Genomic DNA, 16662 nt, shown 5'->3' with positions numbered 1-16662 from the left:
TCCCGAGTCGAGACCGTCGGACCCCCACCCGTCCGTGGTCGACCTCAGCCCAGGCGGGCCCCGAGCCACTCCTCCAACGCCGCGTACGCGTCATCGGCGCACAGGTCGTTAAACAACTCGTGGCGGCCGCCCTCGAACTCCCGGTAGGTGATCTCCGGTCGCGGGTCGTGGTCCGAGCCGGCGATCTGCGCGAAGCGGCGTGCGCCGGACGGATAGGTGATGGTGTCGGCGGAACCGTTGAGGACGAGCGTCGGCAGCCTCAGCGTTCTCGAGCGCTCGATGAGCCGGAGCCCGCCGGCGAGCATCGTCCCCGCGGACAGTGCCGGCACGCCCTTGTGGTGGACCAGGGGGTCGGAGGTGTAGTTCGCCACGTACTCGGGCACCCGAGAGATGTCGTTCGGGTCGAGCTTCTCGACGGGCAGGAACGGCAGGAGACGAGCGATCACGGGCGCCGCCGCGCGCAGCGGTGCCGGGGTCCCCTCCCCCACGACGAGACCGGGCGAGGAGAGGACGAGTCCCTTGAGGTCCCACGGCCGACGGAGCGCGGACTCCCCGGCGATCAGACCGCCCATCGAATGCCCCATCAGCAGTCGGGGCAGGGACTGCGCCCCGACGCCCTCGGCCGAACGACTCCACTCCACCACCGCGTCGCGGACCTCCAGATTGTCGTGGATGTGCGTCTCGACGGACACCTTGGCGTGCGGCCCGGGCGCCGTGCCGTGTCCGCGCAGATCGTAGGTGGCCACGCTGATGCCACGGTCCGTGAGGAAACGGATGGTCCGCCCGTAGCGGCCGGAGTGCTCGCCGAATCCGTGCACGAGCACCAGCAGCGCCCGGGGCTGCTCGGCATGGTGCACGGTCGCCTGCAGACCGGAGGTGCCGGGGACGGGGATCGTGGTCTGACGCATGGCGCCCACACTAGTGCCGGCCCGCCCCGGGCAGAGGCCGATCGCGCCGGGGCCTCAGATCCCGAGCTGGTCCAGGATGAGGCTGCCCGCGCCGAGCGGCATCAGCGAGAACGCGATCGGAACGTAGAACTGCTGCATGAACGCCCCCGGGTCGATCCCGACAGCCGAACTGGCGGTGGCGAGCCCGGCCTGGATCATCCCGAACACGTCGTACAGTGCGCCCCCGAGGGAGCCGCTGGGCCTGGTGACCATATCCGTGGTCCTTTCCTGTCACTCCGCGGCGGGAGAACCCCGCTGCAGTCGGTGTACAGGACCTATCGGGCGCGAGGCCCGGTGGGTTACGGAGAGGGTGTCAGAGGATCGAGCCCGGGGCGTAACCGGCGGCCTCCGGGTGCCGGGCAACGAGGGCCTCGACGCGGGCCGCAACCGCGTCCACCTGGCCACCGGCGGCACCGACGAACGCGGCCCGGTCGGCCAGCGCCTCCTCCAGCGCGGCGCGATCCAGCGGAAGACGGTCGTCGGCGGCGAGCCGGTCCAGCAGATCGGGTTCGCGCCCCTCCTCGCGCATGGCCAGAGCGACGGCCACCGCGTTCTCCTTGATCGCCTCGTGGGCGACCTCACGCCCGACCCCGGCGCGCACCGCGGCCATGAGGACCTTGGTGGTGGCGAGGAACGGCAGGTACCGCTGGAGTTCCTTGTCGATCACCGCGGGGTACGCCCCGAACTCGTCCAGCACGGTCAGGAACGTCTCGAACATGCCGTCCAGGGCGAAGAACGCGTCCGGTAGCGCCACGCGACGCACGACGGAGCAGAAGACGTCGCCCTCGTTCCACTGCGCGCCCGCGAGCTCGGCCGCCATGGAGCCGTACCCGCGCAGCACCACCTGGAGACCGTTGACGCGCTCGCAGGAGCGGGTGTTCATCTTGTGCGGCATGGCGGACGAGCCGACCTGACCCGGCTGGAAACCCTCGGTGACCAGCTCGTGCCCGGCCATGAGCCGGATGGTCTGGGCCAACGACGAGGGGCCGGCGCCGAGCTGCACCAACGCCGAGACCACCTCGTGGTCCAACGACCGCGGGTAGACCTGGCCGACCGAGTCGAACGTGCGGGAGAACCCGAGGTGCTCCGCGATCCGACCTTCGAGCTCGGACATCTTGGCGGCGTCGCCACCGAGGAGGTCGAGCATGTCCTGCGCCGTTCCCATGGGCCCCTTGATCCCGCGCAGGGGATACCGGGCGAGCAGCGACTCGACCCGCTCGAGCGCGACCAGCAGCTCGTCCGCCGCGGAGGCGAAGCGCTTGCCCAGAGTGGTGGCCTGAGCGGCGACGTTGTGGCTGCGCCCGGCCATCACGGTGTCGCGGTGGGCGACGGCGTGCTCGGCCAGACGCCGGACCGCGGCGACGCCCCGGTCGCGGACGAGCTCGAGGGACCGCACCACCTGGAGCTGCTCGACGTTCTCGGTGAGGTCGCGGCTCGTCATGCCCTTGTGGATGTGCTCGTGTCCGGCGAGGTCGTTGAACTCCTCGATGCGGGCCTTGACGTCGTGCCGGGTGACGCGCTCACGCTCGGCGATCGAGCCGAGGTCCACACGGTCGATCACCGCCTCGTAGTCCTCGATCACGCCGTCGGGGACGTCGATCCCCAGGTCGCGCTGGGCGCGCATCACCGCGATCCACAGCTGCCGCTCGAGCACGATCTTGTGCTCGGCGGACCACAGCGTGGCCAGGTCGGCGCTCGCGTAGCGCGAGGCGAGGACGTTGGAAATGCGGGGCTTGCTGTTCTGGGCGGTCACGCCCCCCAGTATCGCAGCCCGGTCAGGAGATCATCGAGCCACCGGTGGACCCGGCGAGGATCTCACGGGCGTTGAGGTAGACCTGCTCCACCGTGAGCGGGGCCTGCAACAGCAGCCACGGCCGGGTGAAGTAGACGATGCCGGTGATGATCTCGACGGAACCCATGCGCCGACGGTAGCGCTCGCCGGCCTCCCACGGGGGAGGTTCCCACGGCGGCCGGACCCGCGGCTACGGGGCGAGCACGGCCTCGAGCCGGTCCATGGCCTCGGCGATCTCGTCGGTGCCGCCGGCGAAGCTCAGCCGGACGGTGTGGCGGCCGTCGACGGTGTCGAAGTCCACGCCCGGCGTCAACGCGACCCCGGTCCGCTCGAGCACCTCGGCGCACCACGCCACCGAGTCGTCGGTCCAGCGTGAGGCGTCGAAGTACGCGTAGAACGCGCCATCGGGCGGGGCGATCTCCCCCACGCCCAGCTCCCCCAGCCGACGCAGCACGAGATCGCGGTTGCGGGCGTACCGCTCCACGTGGCCGTCCAGCTCCGCGGCGGAGGCCTCGGTGAACGCTGCCACGGCGGCGAACTGGGCGTCGGCGGGCGGACAGATGGTGAGATTGCCGATCAACCGGTCCACGGGGTCCCGCAGGTACTCCGGCAGCAGCATCCAGCCGATCCGCCAGCCGGTCATGGAGAAGTACTTGGACACCGAGCCCATCACCACGGCCTCGCGGCTGGTCTGCCACGCGCTCGCGCACCGGCGGCCGTAGGTGACGCCGTGGTAGATCTCGTCGCTGATGAGCAGCGTGCCGTGGGCCTCGCACCAGCGCGCGAGGGCCTCGAGTTCGTCCGCGTCGATGATGGTGCCGGTGGGGTTGGCGGGGCTGGCCACGATGAGGCCGGCCGGGGCGTGCCCCAGCTCGGCCGTCACCGCCTCGAGTTGCGCGACGGTGGGTTGGTACCGGGTCTCCTGGCCGCAGGCGATCTCGTGGACCCGGCACCCCAGCGCCTGGAGGGTGTTGCGGTAGGCGGGGTACCCGGGGCGCGCCATGACGACGGTGTCGCCGGGGTCGAACGCCGCGAGGAACAGGACGGTGAAGCCGCCCGAGGAGCCGGTGGTGACGACGACGTCGTCGGCCGTCACGTCCACCCCGTCCCGTCGCCGGTGGTACCCCGCGATCGCCTCGCGCAGCGGCCGGATGCCCAGCGCCTCGGTGTAGCCGAGGATCTCGGTGTCCAGGGCGTGGCGCGCGGCCGCCAGCACGGGGCCGGGGGCCGGGGTCGAGGGCTGCCCCGCGCACAGCGAGATGACGTCCCCGTGCGTCTCCTGCCGCCGCGCTGCTGCGGCGAGGACGCTCATGACGTGGAACGGCTCGACGGCCGAACGGCGGGAGGGTTCACGTGCGACGGACATGCCCCGACGCTATCGCGCCGGTCGGACCGCCAGACCGCCAGACCGCCAGACGGTCAGACGGTCAAGCCGAAAACCCACACCAGCAGCGTCATGGTCACCGCGGTGATAGCGATCAGCCCGAACAGGTTGAGCCAGATCCCGCCGCGGATCATCTGCCCGATCGTCACGTAACCCGAGCCGTAGGCGATGGCGTTGGGCGGCGTCGCCACCGGGAGCATGAAGGCGCACGTGGCGGCGAGCGCGACCGGCACGGCGAGCAGCATCGGGTCCAGGTCGAGACCCAGGGCGACGCCGCCGGCCACGGGCAGGAACGTCGCCGCGGTGGCGGTGTTGCTGGTCAGCTCGGTGAGGAGCAGGATCCCGCCCGCGGCCACGATGACCAGCAGGATGATCGGCAGGCCTCCCAGCGCCCCGGCCTGCTCGCCGATCCACCCGGTGAGCCCGGAGCCGGAGAACTGCGCCGACAGCGCCAGGCCACCGCCGAAGAGCAGCAGCACTCCCCACGGCAGTTGCAGGGCCGCGTCCCAGGTGAGCAGCCTCACCCCACGCTTCGTCCCGGCCGGCAGCAGGAACAGCAGGAGCCCGGCGGCGAGCGCGATGCCGGCATCCGAGATGGGAGGGTCCTCCCACACCAGGGGCACGGCCACCCAGGCGACCGCCGCCGCGACGAACACCGCCAGGACGCGGCGCTCGCCGGACGAGGTCGGGCCGAGTTTGCCCAGTTCGTCGTCGAACAGCTTCCGGCCGCCGGGGATCTCGTCCATCTCGGGCCGGAACAACACCTTGGTGAGCAGGAACCAGGTGAACACGAGCATGACCACGGCCAGCGGCAGACCGACCAGCATCCACCGGCCGAAGCCCAGCAGGATGTCGTGCTCCCGCTCGAGGTACCCGGCGAGCAGGGTGTTGGGCGGGGTGCCGATGATCGTGGCCAGGGATCCGACCGACGCCGCGTAGGCGATGCCCAGCATCAGCGCGGTGCCGAAATTCGACCGGATCACCGCTTCCTTCACCTCGTCGGAATTCGGATCGGACGAGGCGTCCATCCGGGGCATCGCGTCCTCGCCGTCGTCACCCCTCCCCCCGCCACCACCGAGCTCGGAGGCGAGCATCAACACCGACACACCGATCGGCAGCATCATCACCGCCGTGGCCGTGTTGGACACCCACATGCTCAGGAACCCGGTGGCGATCATGAACCCGGCCACCACGCGCGTCGACCGGGTACCCATCGCGCGCACCGTGAGCAGCGCTATCCGCCGGTGCAGGTTCCACCGCTGCATCGCGATCGCGATGAGGAACCCACCCATGAACAGGAAGATGATGTTGTTGCCGTACTCGGCGCCCACGTCGTTGACCGAGACGTCCTCACCCAGGACGGGGAAGACGATGAGCGGCACCAGGGCCGTCGCGGGGATCGGGATGCACTCGGTCATCCACCAGATGCCCAGCAGCACGGCGACCGCCGCGGTGAGACGCGCGTTGTGTTCGAGATCGCCCGGCATGACCAGGTAGACGACCACGGCCGCCGCCAGCCCGGCGACGGTGCCGATCACGCTGCGGATGAACTCGCCCCGCGGCACCGCGGGGTCGAGTTCGCCGGGTGACTTCTGGTCGATCTCCATCCCGCGGTCGGGGTCCGGCTCCAGACCCCTCAGGTGCGGTGCCATCACGATCCTGCGGTCGTCTGTGCCGCCCGCGTCCGTGCCCCCGCCGGTCATGGCCCACTCCCTCCGCCGGTCACCCCGACGCCCACCGGCGGGGTGCTCTGGCGATCACGGTAACCCCGGGAAGGCGGCCTCACATCCGATCAGGAGCCCGACGATCCGATCGGAGCGGATCCGAGTGCGCCGGACCCGAGCGACAGGCTGCCGTCCGGAGCGACCTCGAGGCCGAACACCGCCAGCTCCTGCGCCGCGCCGCCGACGGCCCCGATCGAGACCACGAGTTCGTGGCGGCCCGGGGCGAGCGGCGCGGCCGGCCGGAGCGTCAGCGGGCGGTCCACCGACGCCCCGGCGCCCACGCTCACCGGGACGGCCGGCAGGTCCCCGGCGTCGGTGACGATCGGCAGCGCGAGCCGCCGCTTGTCCGGACCGGTGATGGTGACACGGACCTCGCCGGAGTACGCGGAACCGGTGGAGGCGACCCGCACCGAGAGGTCGAGCACCTCGCCGTCGTCGCCCTGTCGCAGCGACGCCTCCCCCACCGCGGTGAGGCGGACGGGGAGCGCCACCACCGGGTCGGCGGCCCTCGACTCCGACGGCGTGCCGTCCCCGACGACCGGCCAGCCGCCCACCCAGTCCAGCCGGTCGAGCATCATGTAGCGCCGCTGCACGCCGCCGGGCAGCACGGCGCTGCCGCGGGGCGCGGCGTGGTAGAGCATCCAGTCCCCGCCGGCGTCGTCGGTGGCCACGTCCACGTGCCCCGGGCCCACCCAGTCGGCGTCACCGCGCAGGATGACGTCACCGGGAAGGGGCTCGCCCGGCGCCTGCACCAACGGGCGCCCGGCCCTGTCCTCGTACGGTCCGAACAGTCCGTCGGCGCGGCCACCCAGCACGCGGTACTGCGAGGCCTCCCCGTCGCAACACAGCCCGGCACTGGTGAACAGGTGCGTGCGCCCCTGACGGGTGACCACGGCCGGGGCCTCCACGCCTGTGCCGGCGACGAGCACGGGGTCGCCGTCCAGCGCTGTGCCGGTGGCGTTCATCGGCACCGCGTGGATGCCCTCGAAGTTCCCCATGAGCATCACCGGGCCGGCGTCGGTGACCACGACCTCGGGGTCCATCGGGTCCAGGTCCTGATACGGCTCCGGGGCACCGTGGCAGACGATCGGCGCCGGATCGTGCGCCCACGGGCCCCCGATGTCGGGCGCGGTGGCCCGGCCGATACAGGGCGCTGGGCCCCCGGTCGTGTAGTACATGACGGCGCCCGTGGCGGTGAGGTGCACGTCGGGCGCCCACAGGAACGAGCCGGGCGGGGCCCACGCGGGCGGGGCGGCGAACGCGTCACCCACGTACTCCCACTCCACCAGGTCGAAGGACCGGAAGTGCGGGATGAGCCGGCGCCCGGCACCGTCGCCCCAGTCGTCGGAGGTCGCGTGGACGTGGAAAGCCCCGTCGGCCCCGCGCTGCACGGAGGGGTCGGGGGCGACCGAGGAGATCACCGGGTTGGCCGCCGCCGTCGCCGCGAGGGTCGCCGAGGCGATAGGGACGACGACGACGAGCGCCGCGGACACGAGAGCGCGGGCAGTCGCCGCCGGTTTCATGTGCTGAGGGTAGACCCGCCGCGGGATGTGTGAGCCCCGTTCACCGCGTTCGGACGGGGCGGATCCGGCGGCGCGCTCAGGCCTGCCCGGCGCGCTCCTTGCGCAGGAGGAAGCGCTGGATCTTGCCCGACGGGGTCTTGGGCAGCTCGCGGACGAAGTGGACCTTGCGCGGGAAGGCGTGGGCCGCGAACTCCGTCTTGACCCACTTCTGCAGCCCGGCCTCGGCCTCCGGGCCGCCCTCCACGCCGTCGCGCAGCACCACGTACGCCTCCAGCACCTCGCCGGCCAGCTCGTCGGGCACGCCGATGACCGCCGACTCGAGCACGTCGGGGTGCTTGGCCAGGACGGACTCCACGTCGAACGGGCCGATGCGGTACCCGGACATGATGATGACGTCGTCGTCGCGGCTCGAGAAGTAGAAGTGGCCGTCGGCGTCGAGCTTGGCGGCGTCGCCGGTGTAGTACCAGCGTCCGTCCGGGCTGAACCGCTCGGCGGTCTTCTCCGGGGCCTGGTGGTAACCGGTGAACCACATGAGGGGGCTGGCGGGCACGTCGATCGCCACGCGGCCCAGCTCGCCCACGGGGGCGGGCTCGTCGGCGTCGGCGGCGAGCACGGTGCAGGACCAGCCCGGCAACGGCACGCCCATCGAACCCGGACGGACGTCCTCGCGCAGCGAATCGTGCCAGGGGTTGATGATGAACATGCCGTGCTCGGTCTGGCCGTACTGGTCGCGCACCTCGACGCCGAACTGCTCGGTCGACCACTCGATCACCTCGGGGGTGAGCGGCTCACCGGCGGCCGATGCGCGGCGGAGCTTGACGTCGGCCGGCGCGATGTCCCGCTTGGCCCGCATGGTGCGGTAGACCGTCGGCGCGGCCGCGAAGTTGGTGACGTGGAAGAACTGCAGCACAGCGAAGGCGAGTTCCGGGCTGTAGCGGGCGTGCAGCAGCAGGCTCCGGCGCCCCACCGCCAGCGGCCCGAGGATCCCGTAGTACAGGCCGTAGGCCCAGCCCGGGTCGGCGCCGTTCCAGAACACGTCGTCGGCCCGCACGTCCAGGCCGGTCTCGATGTACTGGTGGAACGCGGCCAGGGCGCGCACCGGCACGACGACGCCCTTCGGGGTGCCGGTGGTGCCGGAGGTGAACAGCATGACCAGGCCGGCGTCCGGGCCGGTGACCGCGGCGGCGAGGCCGGGCTGCTGGGCGGCGGTGATCGTGGCCAGGTCGAGGTCACCGTCACGGGCCTCGGGGCAGTCCGACAACCCGGCGACCACGACCGGTACGGACACGCTCTCGAGCTTGCCGCGCTGATCGGCATCGGAGACGATCACCCTGGCGTCGCCGCCGGTGATGCGCATCTCGATGGCCGGCCACGCGAACGCGGTGAACAACGGCATGTGCACGGCGCCCAGGCGCCAGATGCCCATGAGGGTGAAGACCAGGTCGGCGGACTTGGACATCAGCGTCGCGACCCGGTCCCCCTCGCCCACGCCGAGCTCGGCCAGCGCCGCGGCGACCTTCTCGCTCTCGGTCCGCAGCTCGCCGTAGGTGATGTCGCGCCCGGACAGGTCCGGGTCGATGACGGTGAACGCCACCGCGTCGGGATCGTGACGGTCACAGAGGAACTCCGCGGCGCTCGCGCCGGGGACGTCGTAGATCGCCAGCAGCTGTTCCGGCGACAGGGGAGTGGACGCGGTGTTCTCGGTCATACCGCCAGATTGTGGTGCAGGTGACCCACGTCGCACCAGCGGCACCCACCAACGGGCACCCCCGGTATCGGGGCTGGGCCGCCCGGGTGGTGACGGTGCACTCTAATGGGAGACGACCGAACCCGGGGACCACGTGGTCCCCTCTTCGCACCCGGAGGATTCCCATGGCCGTGGACCGCCTGCTCCCCAGCGACGAGGCATACGAACTCCTCGAGATGACGCGCTCCGTCGCGGACAAGCTCCTCGAGCCGATCGCCGCCGAGCACGAGCGCAACCACACCTACCCGGAGGGCCTGTTCGCCCAGCTCGGCGAGGTCGGACTGCTTGGGCTGCCCTACCCCGAGGAGTTCGGCGGCGGCGACCAGCCGTACGAGGTGTACCTCCAGGTCCTGGAGGAGCTCGGGGCCCGTTGGGCGGCGGTCGCCGTGGCGACCAGCGTGCACGGCCTGTCCTGCTTCCCGCTCGCCACCGCCGGGACCGACGAGCAGAAGGCCGAGTGGCTGCCGGGGATGCTCGCCGGCGAGCAGATCGGCGCATACTCGCTGTCCGAGCCCCAGGCCGGGTCGGACGCCGCCGCCCTGCGGTGCCGGGCGGAACGAGAGGGCGACGCTTTCGTGGTCAACGGCACCAAGTCGTGGATCACCCACGGCGGGATCGCCGATGTCTACAACACCTTCGTCCGCACCGGAGAGGGCTCCCGCGGGATCTCGTGCCTGCTCATCCCGCGCGAGACCGAGGGCCTGCACTTCGGGAAGCCCGAGGACAAGATGGGCCTCAACGGTGTCCCCACCACCACCGCCTCGTACGAGGGCGCCCGGGTCGACGCGGGCCGCCTGCTCGGCGCGGAGGGCGACGGCCTGCGGATCGCGTTCTCCGCCCTGGACTCGGGCCGCCTCGGGATCGCCGCGGTCGCCACCGGCATCGCGCAGCGCGCGCTCGACGACGCGGTCGCCTACGCGAACGAGCGCGAGGCGTTCGGCAAGACGATCATCGGGCACCAAGGGCTCGGCTTTCTCCTCGCCGACATGGCCGCCGCGGTCGCCTCGGCCCGCGCCTCCTACCTCGACGCGGCGCGCCGCAAGGACGCCGGCCGCCCCTACTCGCGGGAGGCCTCGATCGCCAAGCTGACCGCCACCGACGCCGCCATGAAGGTGACGACCGACGCGGTGCAGGTCCTCGGCGGTGTGGGCTACACGCGCGAGTTCCCGGTCGAGCGGTACATGCGCGAGGCCAAGATCACCCAGATCTTCGAGGGCACCAACCAGATCCAGCGACTGGTGATCGCCCGTAGCCTCGCCGGCTGAGCCCGCGCCGGGGGTCCCGCGCGGCAGCCACCGCCGGCCGGAAATGCCTAGGCTGGGCGTCATGTCCTCCCTTTCCGGCTCCCCCACCACCGAGTCCCCCACCACCGGGTCGGCCGAGCTCGTGGTCCTCCTCGACGACGACGGCACCCCCATCGGCACCGCGGACAAGGCCACCGTCCACACCACCGACACCCCGCTCCACCTGGCGTTCTCGTGTCATGTGGTCGACGACGAGGGCCGCGTGCTCCTCACCCGGCGGGCTCTGGACAAGCGGACCTGGCCCGGGATCTGGACCAACTCCTTCTGCGGGCACCCCGGGCCGGGTGAGGATCCGATCGAGGCGATCGTGAGGCGGGCCGAGCAGGAGCTCGGCACCCGGGTGGATTCGATCGAACCCGCGGTCCCGGACTTCCGCTACCGCGCCGTCGACGATTCCGGGATCGTGGAGAACGAGATCTGCCCGGTGTTCACCGCCCGCATCCGCGCGGATGTGAACCCGCGGGCCGACGAGGTCTGCGCCCATCACTGGGCCCGTCCGGCCGATGTCCGGACCTCGGTCGACGCCACCCCGTTCGCCTTCAGCCCGTGGCTGGTCGCGCAGGCGCCCCGGATGGAGCTCTACTCCCGCTGATCACTCGGCCCGCCCGGGACTCCCGGCGGCAGCGGGCAGCTGCGGGCAGCTGGCCAGCGTGACCGGCCCCGGATGCGCTTCATCGCGGACCGGCGCTGCCTCTCTGCTCGCTTCCCGCCCACTTGCGCGAGCGGCGTGATCCATCTCCGCAGCGTAAGCCGACGGGCCAGCTTAGGTGGCGGCGGTCGCGCTGCGAATGTGTACGCGTGGGCGGGACGTGAGGGGCACCGGTCCGGCCGGTCCGCGCATCCGACACGATCCCCGGTGCGTCGACCGAGGATGTCAGCCGGGGATGCTGATGCGCCCCTCCTCCGCGGCCTGACCGATGTCGCGGCGGAAGTGCCCGCCACCGAGCTCGATGCCGTCGAGGATCCGGTACGCCTCGGCCCGGGCCGCGGCCAGGTCCTCGCCCGTGCCGACGACCGACAGGACGCGGCCGCCTGCGGAGACGAGCCGCCCCTCGGTATCGCGGGCGGTGCCTGCGTGGAGCACCCCCGGCTGCTCGGCGCCCTCGATGAGATCTCCTCGCCGCGGCGTCGAAGGGTAGTGCTCGGCAGCGAGGACCACGGTCACCGCGGCCCCGTCGCGCCACACCAGCGGCGGGAGTTCGGCGAGTCGGCCGGTGGCCACGGCGTGCAGGGCCTCCCCCAGGGGCGACTCGAGCAGGGCCAGCACGGCCTGCGTCTCGGGATCACCGAAGCGGCAGTTGAACTCCACGACCTCGGGCCCGGAGGAGGTGATCGCCAACCCGGCGTACAACAGGCCGGAGAAGCCACATCCGCGGGCGACCATCTCGCGGGCCACCGGCTCACACACCTCGGAGACGATCCGGTCGACCATCCCCTCGGGCAGCCACGGCAGCGGGGTGTAGGCACCCATGCCGCCGGTGTTGGGGCCGCGATCTCCGTCGCCGACCCGCTTGTGGTCTTGGGCGGGCAGCAACGGCACGACGGTCTCGCCGTCGACGAGGCAGAACAGGGAGACCTCCGGGCCGTCGAGGAACGACTCCAACAACACCGGATGACCGTCGTCGAGACAGGCCAGGGCATGCGCGCGGGCGGCGGTGCGATCGGGCGTCACCACGACGCCCTTGCCCGCGGCCAGTCCGTCATCCTTGACCACCCAGGTCGGACCGAACCGGTCGAGGGCGTCATCGAGGTCTGCGGGCGAGTCCACGATCTCGGCTCGCGCCGTCCTGACTCCCGCGGCGGCCATGACGTCCTTGGCGAACGCCTTGGACCCTTCGATGCGGGCGGCCTCGGCGGACGGCCCGAACACCGGGATACCCGCATCGCGCAGGGCGTCGGCCACTCCGGCAACCAACGGGACCTCGGGGCCGATGATGACCAATCCGGCGTCGACCCTGCGGGCCAGGGCCGTCACGTCGGCCGGATCGGTGACCGCGACCTCGTGGCACTGCGCCTGCACCATGCCGGGGTTTCCCGGCGCTGCGTGCAGCTCCGTCACCGCGGGATCCGCGGCGAGGGCGACGAGGAGGGCGTGCTCACGGGCACCGGAACCGATCACGAGAATGCGCACGGTGACCACAGTAGTCCGGCCGCCGGTTCGGGTTGACCTGGCCCGGAGGGTAAGGGGTCTAGACCCCTGCGTCGGCGGAGACGGAGACGGCCGGGAACGCCGCGTCGCGGACCCGCAGGCCCGAATCCGTGAGCAGGTCCGTCAGACACAGATCGATGGTCCGGGCGGCCGAGTCGAGGGCCTCCGGGGTGCGCATCGGGCGGATCCCGAACATCGCCTGCGCGCTCAGACCGTCGATAGCAGCCCACAGCGGAAGCTCGTCGTTCATGACCGTCCCGGGCCGGAACGCTCCCGCCTCGATCCCGCGCTCCACGATCGCCTGCAACTCCACATTGATGGCATCGGCGTGCGCGGCGACGGTCTCTGACGGGCCCAGGTTCTCCATCATCGTCCGCGCCCACGCAGGCTCGTCGATGGCGAAACCCACGATCGCGAGAGCCGCCTCGCGCAGCTCGCGGTAGGCGGCGAGGACCGGATCGGACACCGCACCGCCGACTGCCGCGGCCGCCACTCGACCGACCAATTCGACGAACCCGCGGGCCGCGACCTCCTCGACGAGCTGCTGACGATTGGCGAAATGTCGATACGCCGCGGTCGCGGAGACGCCGATGTGCGGGGCGATCTCACGGAGGACGATCGCCTTCTCACCCGAGACCCTCGCGCGCGCGGTCGCCTCCTGGATGATCGCGTTGCGGAGATCGCCGTGGTGGTAAGCCTTCTTCTTCACCGTGCCCTCTGCTGTCGCAATAACTGCTTCGACCATGTCGATGCTCCTTCGCGTATGTAGAGAGGGCGGGGCCACCCGCCGGGTGACAGATACGTCCATTAGACCACTTCTTGCCAGTCTTCCACCTGAGACCATCGCCCCCATACGTAAGCTGTGGACCATGTCGACGGTTTTCAGCAAGATCATCGCCGGTGAACTGCCGGGTCGGTTCGTGTGGGAGGACCCCGAGGTGGTCGCGTTCCTCACCATCGCGCCGGTCGCGCCCGGCCACACCCTGGTCGTCCCACGCGCCGAGGTCGATCGGTGGACCGATCTCGAACCCGCGCTGTTGACCCGGCTCAACGAGGTCGCACAGGCCGTCGGCAAGGCCGTCGTCGAGGGATTCGGTGCCGCCCGCGCGGGCTACCTCATCGCCGGATTCGAGGTGCCGCACACCCATATCCACATCTTCCCCGCCGACGACATGTCCGGCTTCGACCTGTCGCTCGCGAACCCCGACGCGCCGGCCGAGGAGTCCGATGCGGCGGCCGCGACCCTCCGGCGGGCACTGCGGGATCTCGGTTACGGGCAGTTCGTCCCGGAGGACTGACCCGGGATCCCGGCCCCACCCCTGACCCTCGACTCAGTGGCCGAGCGCTCTCCAGACGTTCTGCATGTCCTGATAGTCGGTCCAGTCCGCGACGAGCCCGTCGCGGAGGGTGAAGAACGACCCGACCTCGACGCGTAGTCGCGTCCCCCCGATGGCGAGGTGGGTGGTGCGGTTGATCGCCGCGGTGTCCCCGGAACCCAGGACATGGTGAATCTCGAGGACGACGTCGGCGGCCACCTCGGCGTTGAACTCCATCAACTGCCGGAGCCCCTCGTGACCCCTGACGGTCTGGACGCCCTCCAGCGTCAGGGTGACATCCGGAGCGCAGTACGACCTGGCCGCTTCGAAGTCGCCGGAGAACGCCGCCTCGACCAACGCCCTCGCCACCCGGCCGGGGTCCCCGTCACGCGGACGACGGCCACCCGCGCCACTCCCGGCCCCGTCATCCGATGACGTCATCGATCGTTTCCATGCTCTTGTAATCCGCCCATCGCGTGACCACCCCGTCCTCCACTTCCACGAACGAACATCCCCGGATCTCGATCCCCCCGCTGGGCAGCGTGTACCGCTCGATCCGGCGCAGCGCGACGACCCCCTCGGATTCCAGGATCTCCCCCTCCGCCGCGATGGTGAGGAAGCCTGCCAGTCTGGCGAGATCGGACACGATGTCGCGGACCCCGTCGTGACCGACGTAGCACCTGACCTGGCCCGTCGTGTAGACGATCGACGGGGACGACAGCGCGATGGTCCCCTCGGCGTCACCGGCGGCGAGGGCGGCCATCCACGCGGTGGCGATATCTGTAGCGGACTGTGTCATCTCGGCGGTCTCCCTGGCGGCGGGTGTCGAGAATATTCTACTCACCGGTAGACACAAGCTAACAACGTTCACTGATCTGCGAATTCTCGCCCGGGTCGGCATTCCGCGGCCACACTCTTGGCCTGTCCTCAGTATCCGGCTCGGATGCCGAGGCCGCCTCGAGAGCTGGAGACGAGACTTGAACTCGCAACCGCCCGATTACAAGTCGGGTGCGCTACCAATTGCGCCACTCCAGCACGGGGCACCACACCGTCGCGGGCCCGGCCCATATCCTAACCCGGCCACCGTCGGGGCTCTTGACTACGGTGTGCACCGTGGAGACCCGCGACGCACCGGCACCGCTCACCCGACCCCTGGCGTGGTTGGGACTGCGCAAGTCGGCCATGGACCTGGCGGTCGAACCACCTCTGTCCCCCATGGCCCCGGTCGACCTCGACGACGACGGCGCCGTCACCGACGTGCTCAACCTCGCCCTCGAGATCGGCGGGATCCTGCTGTCCTCGGGCGAGGGTGCCGCGGACACCGTCGCCCAGGCGGAGTCCGTGGCGGCGGCGTTCGGTCTCCCCGGCGCGACCGTCGAGGTCACCTTCACGTCGTTGACCATCGGCGTCAACCGGCGTCGTGGACGGCCGCCGATCTCGGTCATCCGGGTGGTCAACTACCGCACGGTCGACATGACGCGGGTGACCCGCGTGTCCCGCCTCATCGACCTCATCGTGCGCCGTCAGCTCACCGTCGACCAGGCCACGGCCGAGGTCGAGAAGATCGTGGCCTCCCCGCATCCGCATTCCTTCCGGGTCGCGGTCCTGGGATGGGCGATGCTCGGGTGCGCGGTCGTCATCCAACTCGGCGGCAGCCCCTTGGCCGGCCTCATCTCCATGGTCTCGACGTTCGCCCTGATGTACGCCAACCGCGCTCTGGATCGACACCGCCTGCCCAGCTTCTTCCAGCAGGTGGTGGGGGGGTTCATCGCCGCCGCCTGGGCCCTGTCGGCGTACGTGGCCGTGAGCAACAACTTCATCGAGGTCCAACCGTCCCAGTTGGTCGCGGCGGGGATCATCGTGTTGCTCGCCGGCCTGACCCTCGTCGGCGCCATCGAGGACGCCATCACCGGGTTCCCCGTGACCTCCGCCGGACGAGGGGTCGAGACGATGGTCATGACCGGCGGGGTCCTCGGCGGGATCACGATCGCGCTCGCGGCGTTCGAACGCCTGGGCATGTCCCCTCCCCCGATCGATCCGGCCATCGCCGGCAACGCCGCCGTCCACGTGGCGGTGTTGGCCGCCGGTGTGGGCGCCGCCGGGTTCGCCGTGGCCAGCTACGCGACGGTGCGGGCGACGTGGCTCGCCGCAGCCGTCGGGGCGATCGGGATGTTCATCTTCCAGGCGGTCATGGCCACCGGCCTGGGCGTGGTCGTCGGCTCGGCGCTCGCGGCGTGCACGATGGGCCTGATCGGCGGCATCCTCGCCCGTATCGCGACCGTTCCGCCGCTGGTGGTCACCATCGCCGGCATCACGCCGTTCCTCCCGGGCCTGTCGGTGTACCGGGGCCTGTCGGCGTTGACGAGCGACCAGACGGGCATCGGTCTGGGACTGTTGTTCCAGGCGTTGGCGATCGCGGTGGCACTGGCCGCCGGCATCGTGTTCGGCGAGTGGGTCACCCGCAATCTGCGCCGATCGGCAGCCGCCGACGGGTGACGTAGGATCGGCAGCGGACGACATCGCCCGGACAGGGCACGTACGTCTCTCACCGACCACAGGAGGACATCGATGGCATCCGCCGCCGCCGCCAGCAAGGAACCCGAGCTCGACGATCTCGAGCCGGTCGCCGACGAGACCGCCGACATGGCCCGCAAGGTCGTGGCCTCGTACTCGGCCGACGCGGACGAGTGCCGGATGCTCCTCGACATGCTGGGGATCGGTCCGGAGCCGCAGGTGACGGCGGACGCCGAGTAGGCAGACCACAGCGACGCAGGCG

17 protein-coding genes and 1 tRNA gene are annotated in these 16662 nt (G+C 71.1%); 5 read left to right on the top strand and 13 right to left on the bottom strand.

The window, feature by feature from the left end:
• Positions 1–44 precede the first annotated feature (44 nt).
• The 8 genes from AC3DE3_RS12695 to AC3DE3_RS12660 all read right to left on the bottom strand — a co-directional run bounded on the left by AC3DE3_RS12695 (position 45) and on the right by AC3DE3_RS12660 (position 9078).
• The gene (locus tag AC3DE3_RS12695) at positions 45–908 is read right to left on the bottom strand and encodes an alpha/beta hydrolase (protein WP_488370222.1); all 864 of its coding nucleotides are present in this window, start codon (positions 906–908) and stop codon (positions 45–47) included.
• Between the two features lie 54 nt (positions 909–962).
• Positions 963–1160, bottom strand: a complete 198-nt coding sequence (locus AC3DE3_RS12690; protein ID WP_069389286.1) for a hypothetical protein — start codon at positions 1158–1160, stop codon at positions 963–965.
• Positions 1161–1260: 100 nt separating this feature from the next.
• On the bottom strand, positions 1261–2700 hold the full coding sequence (gene purB / locus AC3DE3_RS12685; protein WP_488370221.1) for an adenylosuccinate lyase: 1440 nt from the start codon (positions 2698–2700) through the stop codon (positions 1261–1263).
• Positions 2701–2722: 22 nt separating this feature from the next.
• Positions 2723–2866 (bottom strand): hypothetical protein, encoded by a 144-nt coding sequence (locus tag AC3DE3_RS12680; RefSeq protein WP_181694274.1) that lies wholly within the window; start codon positions 2864–2866, stop codon positions 2723–2725.
• A gap of 63 nt (positions 2867–2929) precedes the next feature.
• Positions 2930–4105, bottom strand: a complete 1176-nt coding sequence (locus AC3DE3_RS12675) for an aminotransferase class I/II-fold pyridoxal phosphate-dependent enzyme (RefSeq protein ID WP_488370220.1) — start codon at positions 4103–4105, stop codon at positions 2930–2932.
• Positions 4106–4158: 53 nt separating this feature from the next.
• Positions 4159–5826: an SLC13 family permease gene (locus tag AC3DE3_RS12670; RefSeq protein WP_488370219.1), complete on the bottom strand. Its 1668-nt coding sequence runs from the start codon at positions 5824–5826 to the stop codon at positions 4159–4161.
• A gap of 89 nt (positions 5827–5915) precedes the next feature.
• Positions 5916–7370: a family 43 glycosylhydrolase gene (locus AC3DE3_RS12665; RefSeq protein WP_488370218.1), complete on the bottom strand. Its 1455-nt coding sequence runs from the start codon at positions 7368–7370 to the stop codon at positions 5916–5918.
• A 76-nt stretch (positions 7371–7446) separates the two neighbouring features.
• Complete coding sequence (locus AC3DE3_RS12660; RefSeq protein ID WP_488370217.1) at positions 7447–9078, bottom strand: AMP-binding protein; 1632 nt, start codon at positions 9076–9078, stop codon at positions 7447–7449.
• A 164-nt stretch (positions 9079–9242) separates the two neighbouring features.
• Here AC3DE3_RS12660 and AC3DE3_RS12655 point away from each other — a divergent pair, with 164 nt between their 5' ends.
• Both AC3DE3_RS12655 and idi read left to right on the top strand, forming a co-directional pair.
• Positions 9243–10382: an acyl-CoA dehydrogenase family protein gene (locus AC3DE3_RS12655; protein WP_260487335.1), complete on the top strand. Its 1140-nt coding sequence runs from the start codon at positions 9243–9245 to the stop codon at positions 10380–10382.
• Positions 10383–10443: 61 nt separating this feature from the next.
• Positions 10444–11013: an isopentenyl-diphosphate Delta-isomerase gene (idi, locus tag AC3DE3_RS12650; protein ID WP_488370216.1), complete on the top strand. Its 570-nt coding sequence runs from the start codon at positions 10444–10446 to the stop codon at positions 11011–11013.
• A gap of 282 nt (positions 11014–11295) precedes the next feature.
• Here idi and purD read toward each other — a convergent pair whose 3' ends face one another.
• Both purD and AC3DE3_RS12640 read right to left on the bottom strand, forming a co-directional pair.
• Positions 11296–12552: a phosphoribosylamine--glycine ligase gene (gene purD / locus AC3DE3_RS12645; RefSeq protein WP_488370215.1), complete on the bottom strand. Its 1257-nt coding sequence runs from the start codon at positions 12550–12552 to the stop codon at positions 11296–11298.
• Between the two features lie 58 nt (positions 12553–12610).
• Positions 12611–13315, bottom strand: coding sequence for a TetR/AcrR family transcriptional regulator (locus tag AC3DE3_RS12640; protein ID WP_260487332.1), 705 nt, complete (start codon positions 13313–13315; stop codon positions 12611–12613).
• 124 nt (positions 13316–13439) lie between these two features.
• Here AC3DE3_RS12640 and AC3DE3_RS12635 point away from each other — a divergent pair, with 124 nt between their 5' ends.
• Positions 13440–13868 carry an HIT family protein gene (locus tag AC3DE3_RS12635; protein ID WP_260487331.1) on the top strand — a complete coding sequence of 143 codons (429 nt, stop codon included), beginning with the start codon at positions 13440–13442 and terminating at the stop codon, positions 13866–13868.
• Between the two features lie 33 nt (positions 13869–13901).
• On the opposite strand, the gene AC3DE3_RS12630 is transcribed toward AC3DE3_RS12635, so the two are convergent.
• The 3 genes from AC3DE3_RS12630 to AC3DE3_RS12620 all read right to left on the bottom strand — a co-directional run bounded on the left by AC3DE3_RS12630 (position 13902) and on the right by AC3DE3_RS12620 (position 14921).
• Positions 13902–14327 carry a nuclear transport factor 2 family protein gene (locus tag AC3DE3_RS12630; RefSeq protein WP_260487330.1) on the bottom strand — a complete coding sequence of 142 codons (426 nt, stop codon included), beginning with the start codon at positions 14325–14327 and terminating at the stop codon, positions 13902–13904.
• On the bottom strand, positions 14311–14685 hold the full coding sequence (locus AC3DE3_RS12625) for a nuclear transport factor 2 family protein (RefSeq protein WP_488370214.1): 375 nt from the start codon (positions 14683–14685) through the stop codon (positions 14311–14313). The genes AC3DE3_RS12630 and AC3DE3_RS12625 overlap by 17 nt, the downstream gene beginning before the upstream one ends.
• A 163-nt stretch (positions 14686–14848) precedes the next feature.
• A tRNA-Thr gene (locus AC3DE3_RS12620) sits at positions 14849–14921 on the bottom strand.
• 78 nt (positions 14922–14999) lie between these two features.
• Between AC3DE3_RS12620 and AC3DE3_RS12615 the strand changes: the two genes are divergently transcribed.
• Both AC3DE3_RS12615 and AC3DE3_RS12610 read left to right on the top strand, forming a co-directional pair.
• Positions 15000–16382: a threonine/serine exporter family protein gene (locus tag AC3DE3_RS12615; protein ID WP_260487328.1), complete on the top strand. Its 1383-nt coding sequence runs from the start codon at positions 15000–15002 to the stop codon at positions 16380–16382.
• 72 nt (positions 16383–16454) lie between these two features.
• Positions 16455–16640: a hypothetical protein gene (locus tag AC3DE3_RS12610; RefSeq protein WP_069390239.1), complete on the top strand. Its 186-nt coding sequence runs from the start codon at positions 16455–16457 to the stop codon at positions 16638–16640.
• Positions 16641–16662 lie beyond the last annotated feature (22 nt).

It is taken from the genome of Dietzia sp. IBK-p2-16D, from assembly GCF_057773085.1.
The sequence above is the reverse complement of the archived record's forward strand: the minus strand, read 5'-3'. Positions and strand labels throughout refer to the sequence as shown.

Excerpts from the sequence above, each read along its gene's own strand:
- AC3DE3_RS12695 (WP_488370222.1), bottom strand. The coding sequence starts at position 908 with ATGCGTCAGACCACGATCCCCGTCCCCGGCACCTCCGGTCTGCAGGCG.
- AC3DE3_RS12655 (WP_260487335.1), top strand. The coding sequence starts at position 9,243 with ATGGCCGTGGACCGCCTGCTCCCCAGCGACGAGGCATACGAACTCCTC.
- AC3DE3_RS12640 (WP_260487332.1), bottom strand. The coding sequence starts at position 13,315 with ATGGTCGAAGCAGTTATTGCGACAGCAGAGGGCACGGTGAAGAAGAAG.
- AC3DE3_RS12625 (WP_488370214.1), bottom strand. The coding sequence starts at position 14,685 with ATGACACAGTCCGCTACAGATATCGCCACCGCGTGGATGGCCGCCCTC.
- AC3DE3_RS12680 (WP_181694274.1), bottom strand. The coding sequence starts at position 2,866 with ATGGGTTCCGTCGAGATCATCACCGGCATCGTCTACTTCACCCGGCCG.
- AC3DE3_RS12660 (WP_488370217.1), bottom strand. The coding sequence starts at position 9,078 with ATGACCGAGAACACCGCGTCCACTCCCCTGTCGCCGGAACAGCTGCTG.
- AC3DE3_RS12635 (WP_260487331.1), top strand. The coding sequence starts at position 13,440 with ATGTCGACGGTTTTCAGCAAGATCATCGCCGGTGAACTGCCGGGTCGG.
- AC3DE3_RS12690 (WP_069389286.1), bottom strand. The coding sequence starts at position 1,160 with ATGGTCACCAGGCCCAGCGGCTCCCTCGGGGGCGCACTGTACGACGTG.
- AC3DE3_RS12610 (WP_069390239.1), top strand. The coding sequence starts at position 16,455 with ATGGCATCCGCCGCCGCCGCCAGCAAGGAACCCGAGCTCGACGATCTC.
- AC3DE3_RS12675 (WP_488370220.1), bottom strand. The coding sequence starts at position 4,105 with ATGTCCGTCGCACGTGAACCCTCCCGCCGTTCGGCCGTCGAGCCGTTC.
- idi (WP_488370216.1), top strand. The coding sequence starts at position 10,444 with ATGTCCTCCCTTTCCGGCTCCCCCACCACCGAGTCCCCCACCACCGGG.
- AC3DE3_RS12670 (WP_488370219.1), bottom strand. The coding sequence starts at position 5,826 with ATGACCGGCGGGGGCACGGACGCGGGCGGCACAGACGACCGCAGGATC.
- AC3DE3_RS12630 (WP_260487330.1), bottom strand. The coding sequence starts at position 14,327 with ATGACGTCATCGGATGACGGGGCCGGGAGTGGCGCGGGTGGCCGTCGT.
- AC3DE3_RS12665 (WP_488370218.1), bottom strand. The coding sequence starts at position 7,370 with ATGAAACCGGCGGCGACTGCCCGCGCTCTCGTGTCCGCGGCGCTCGTC.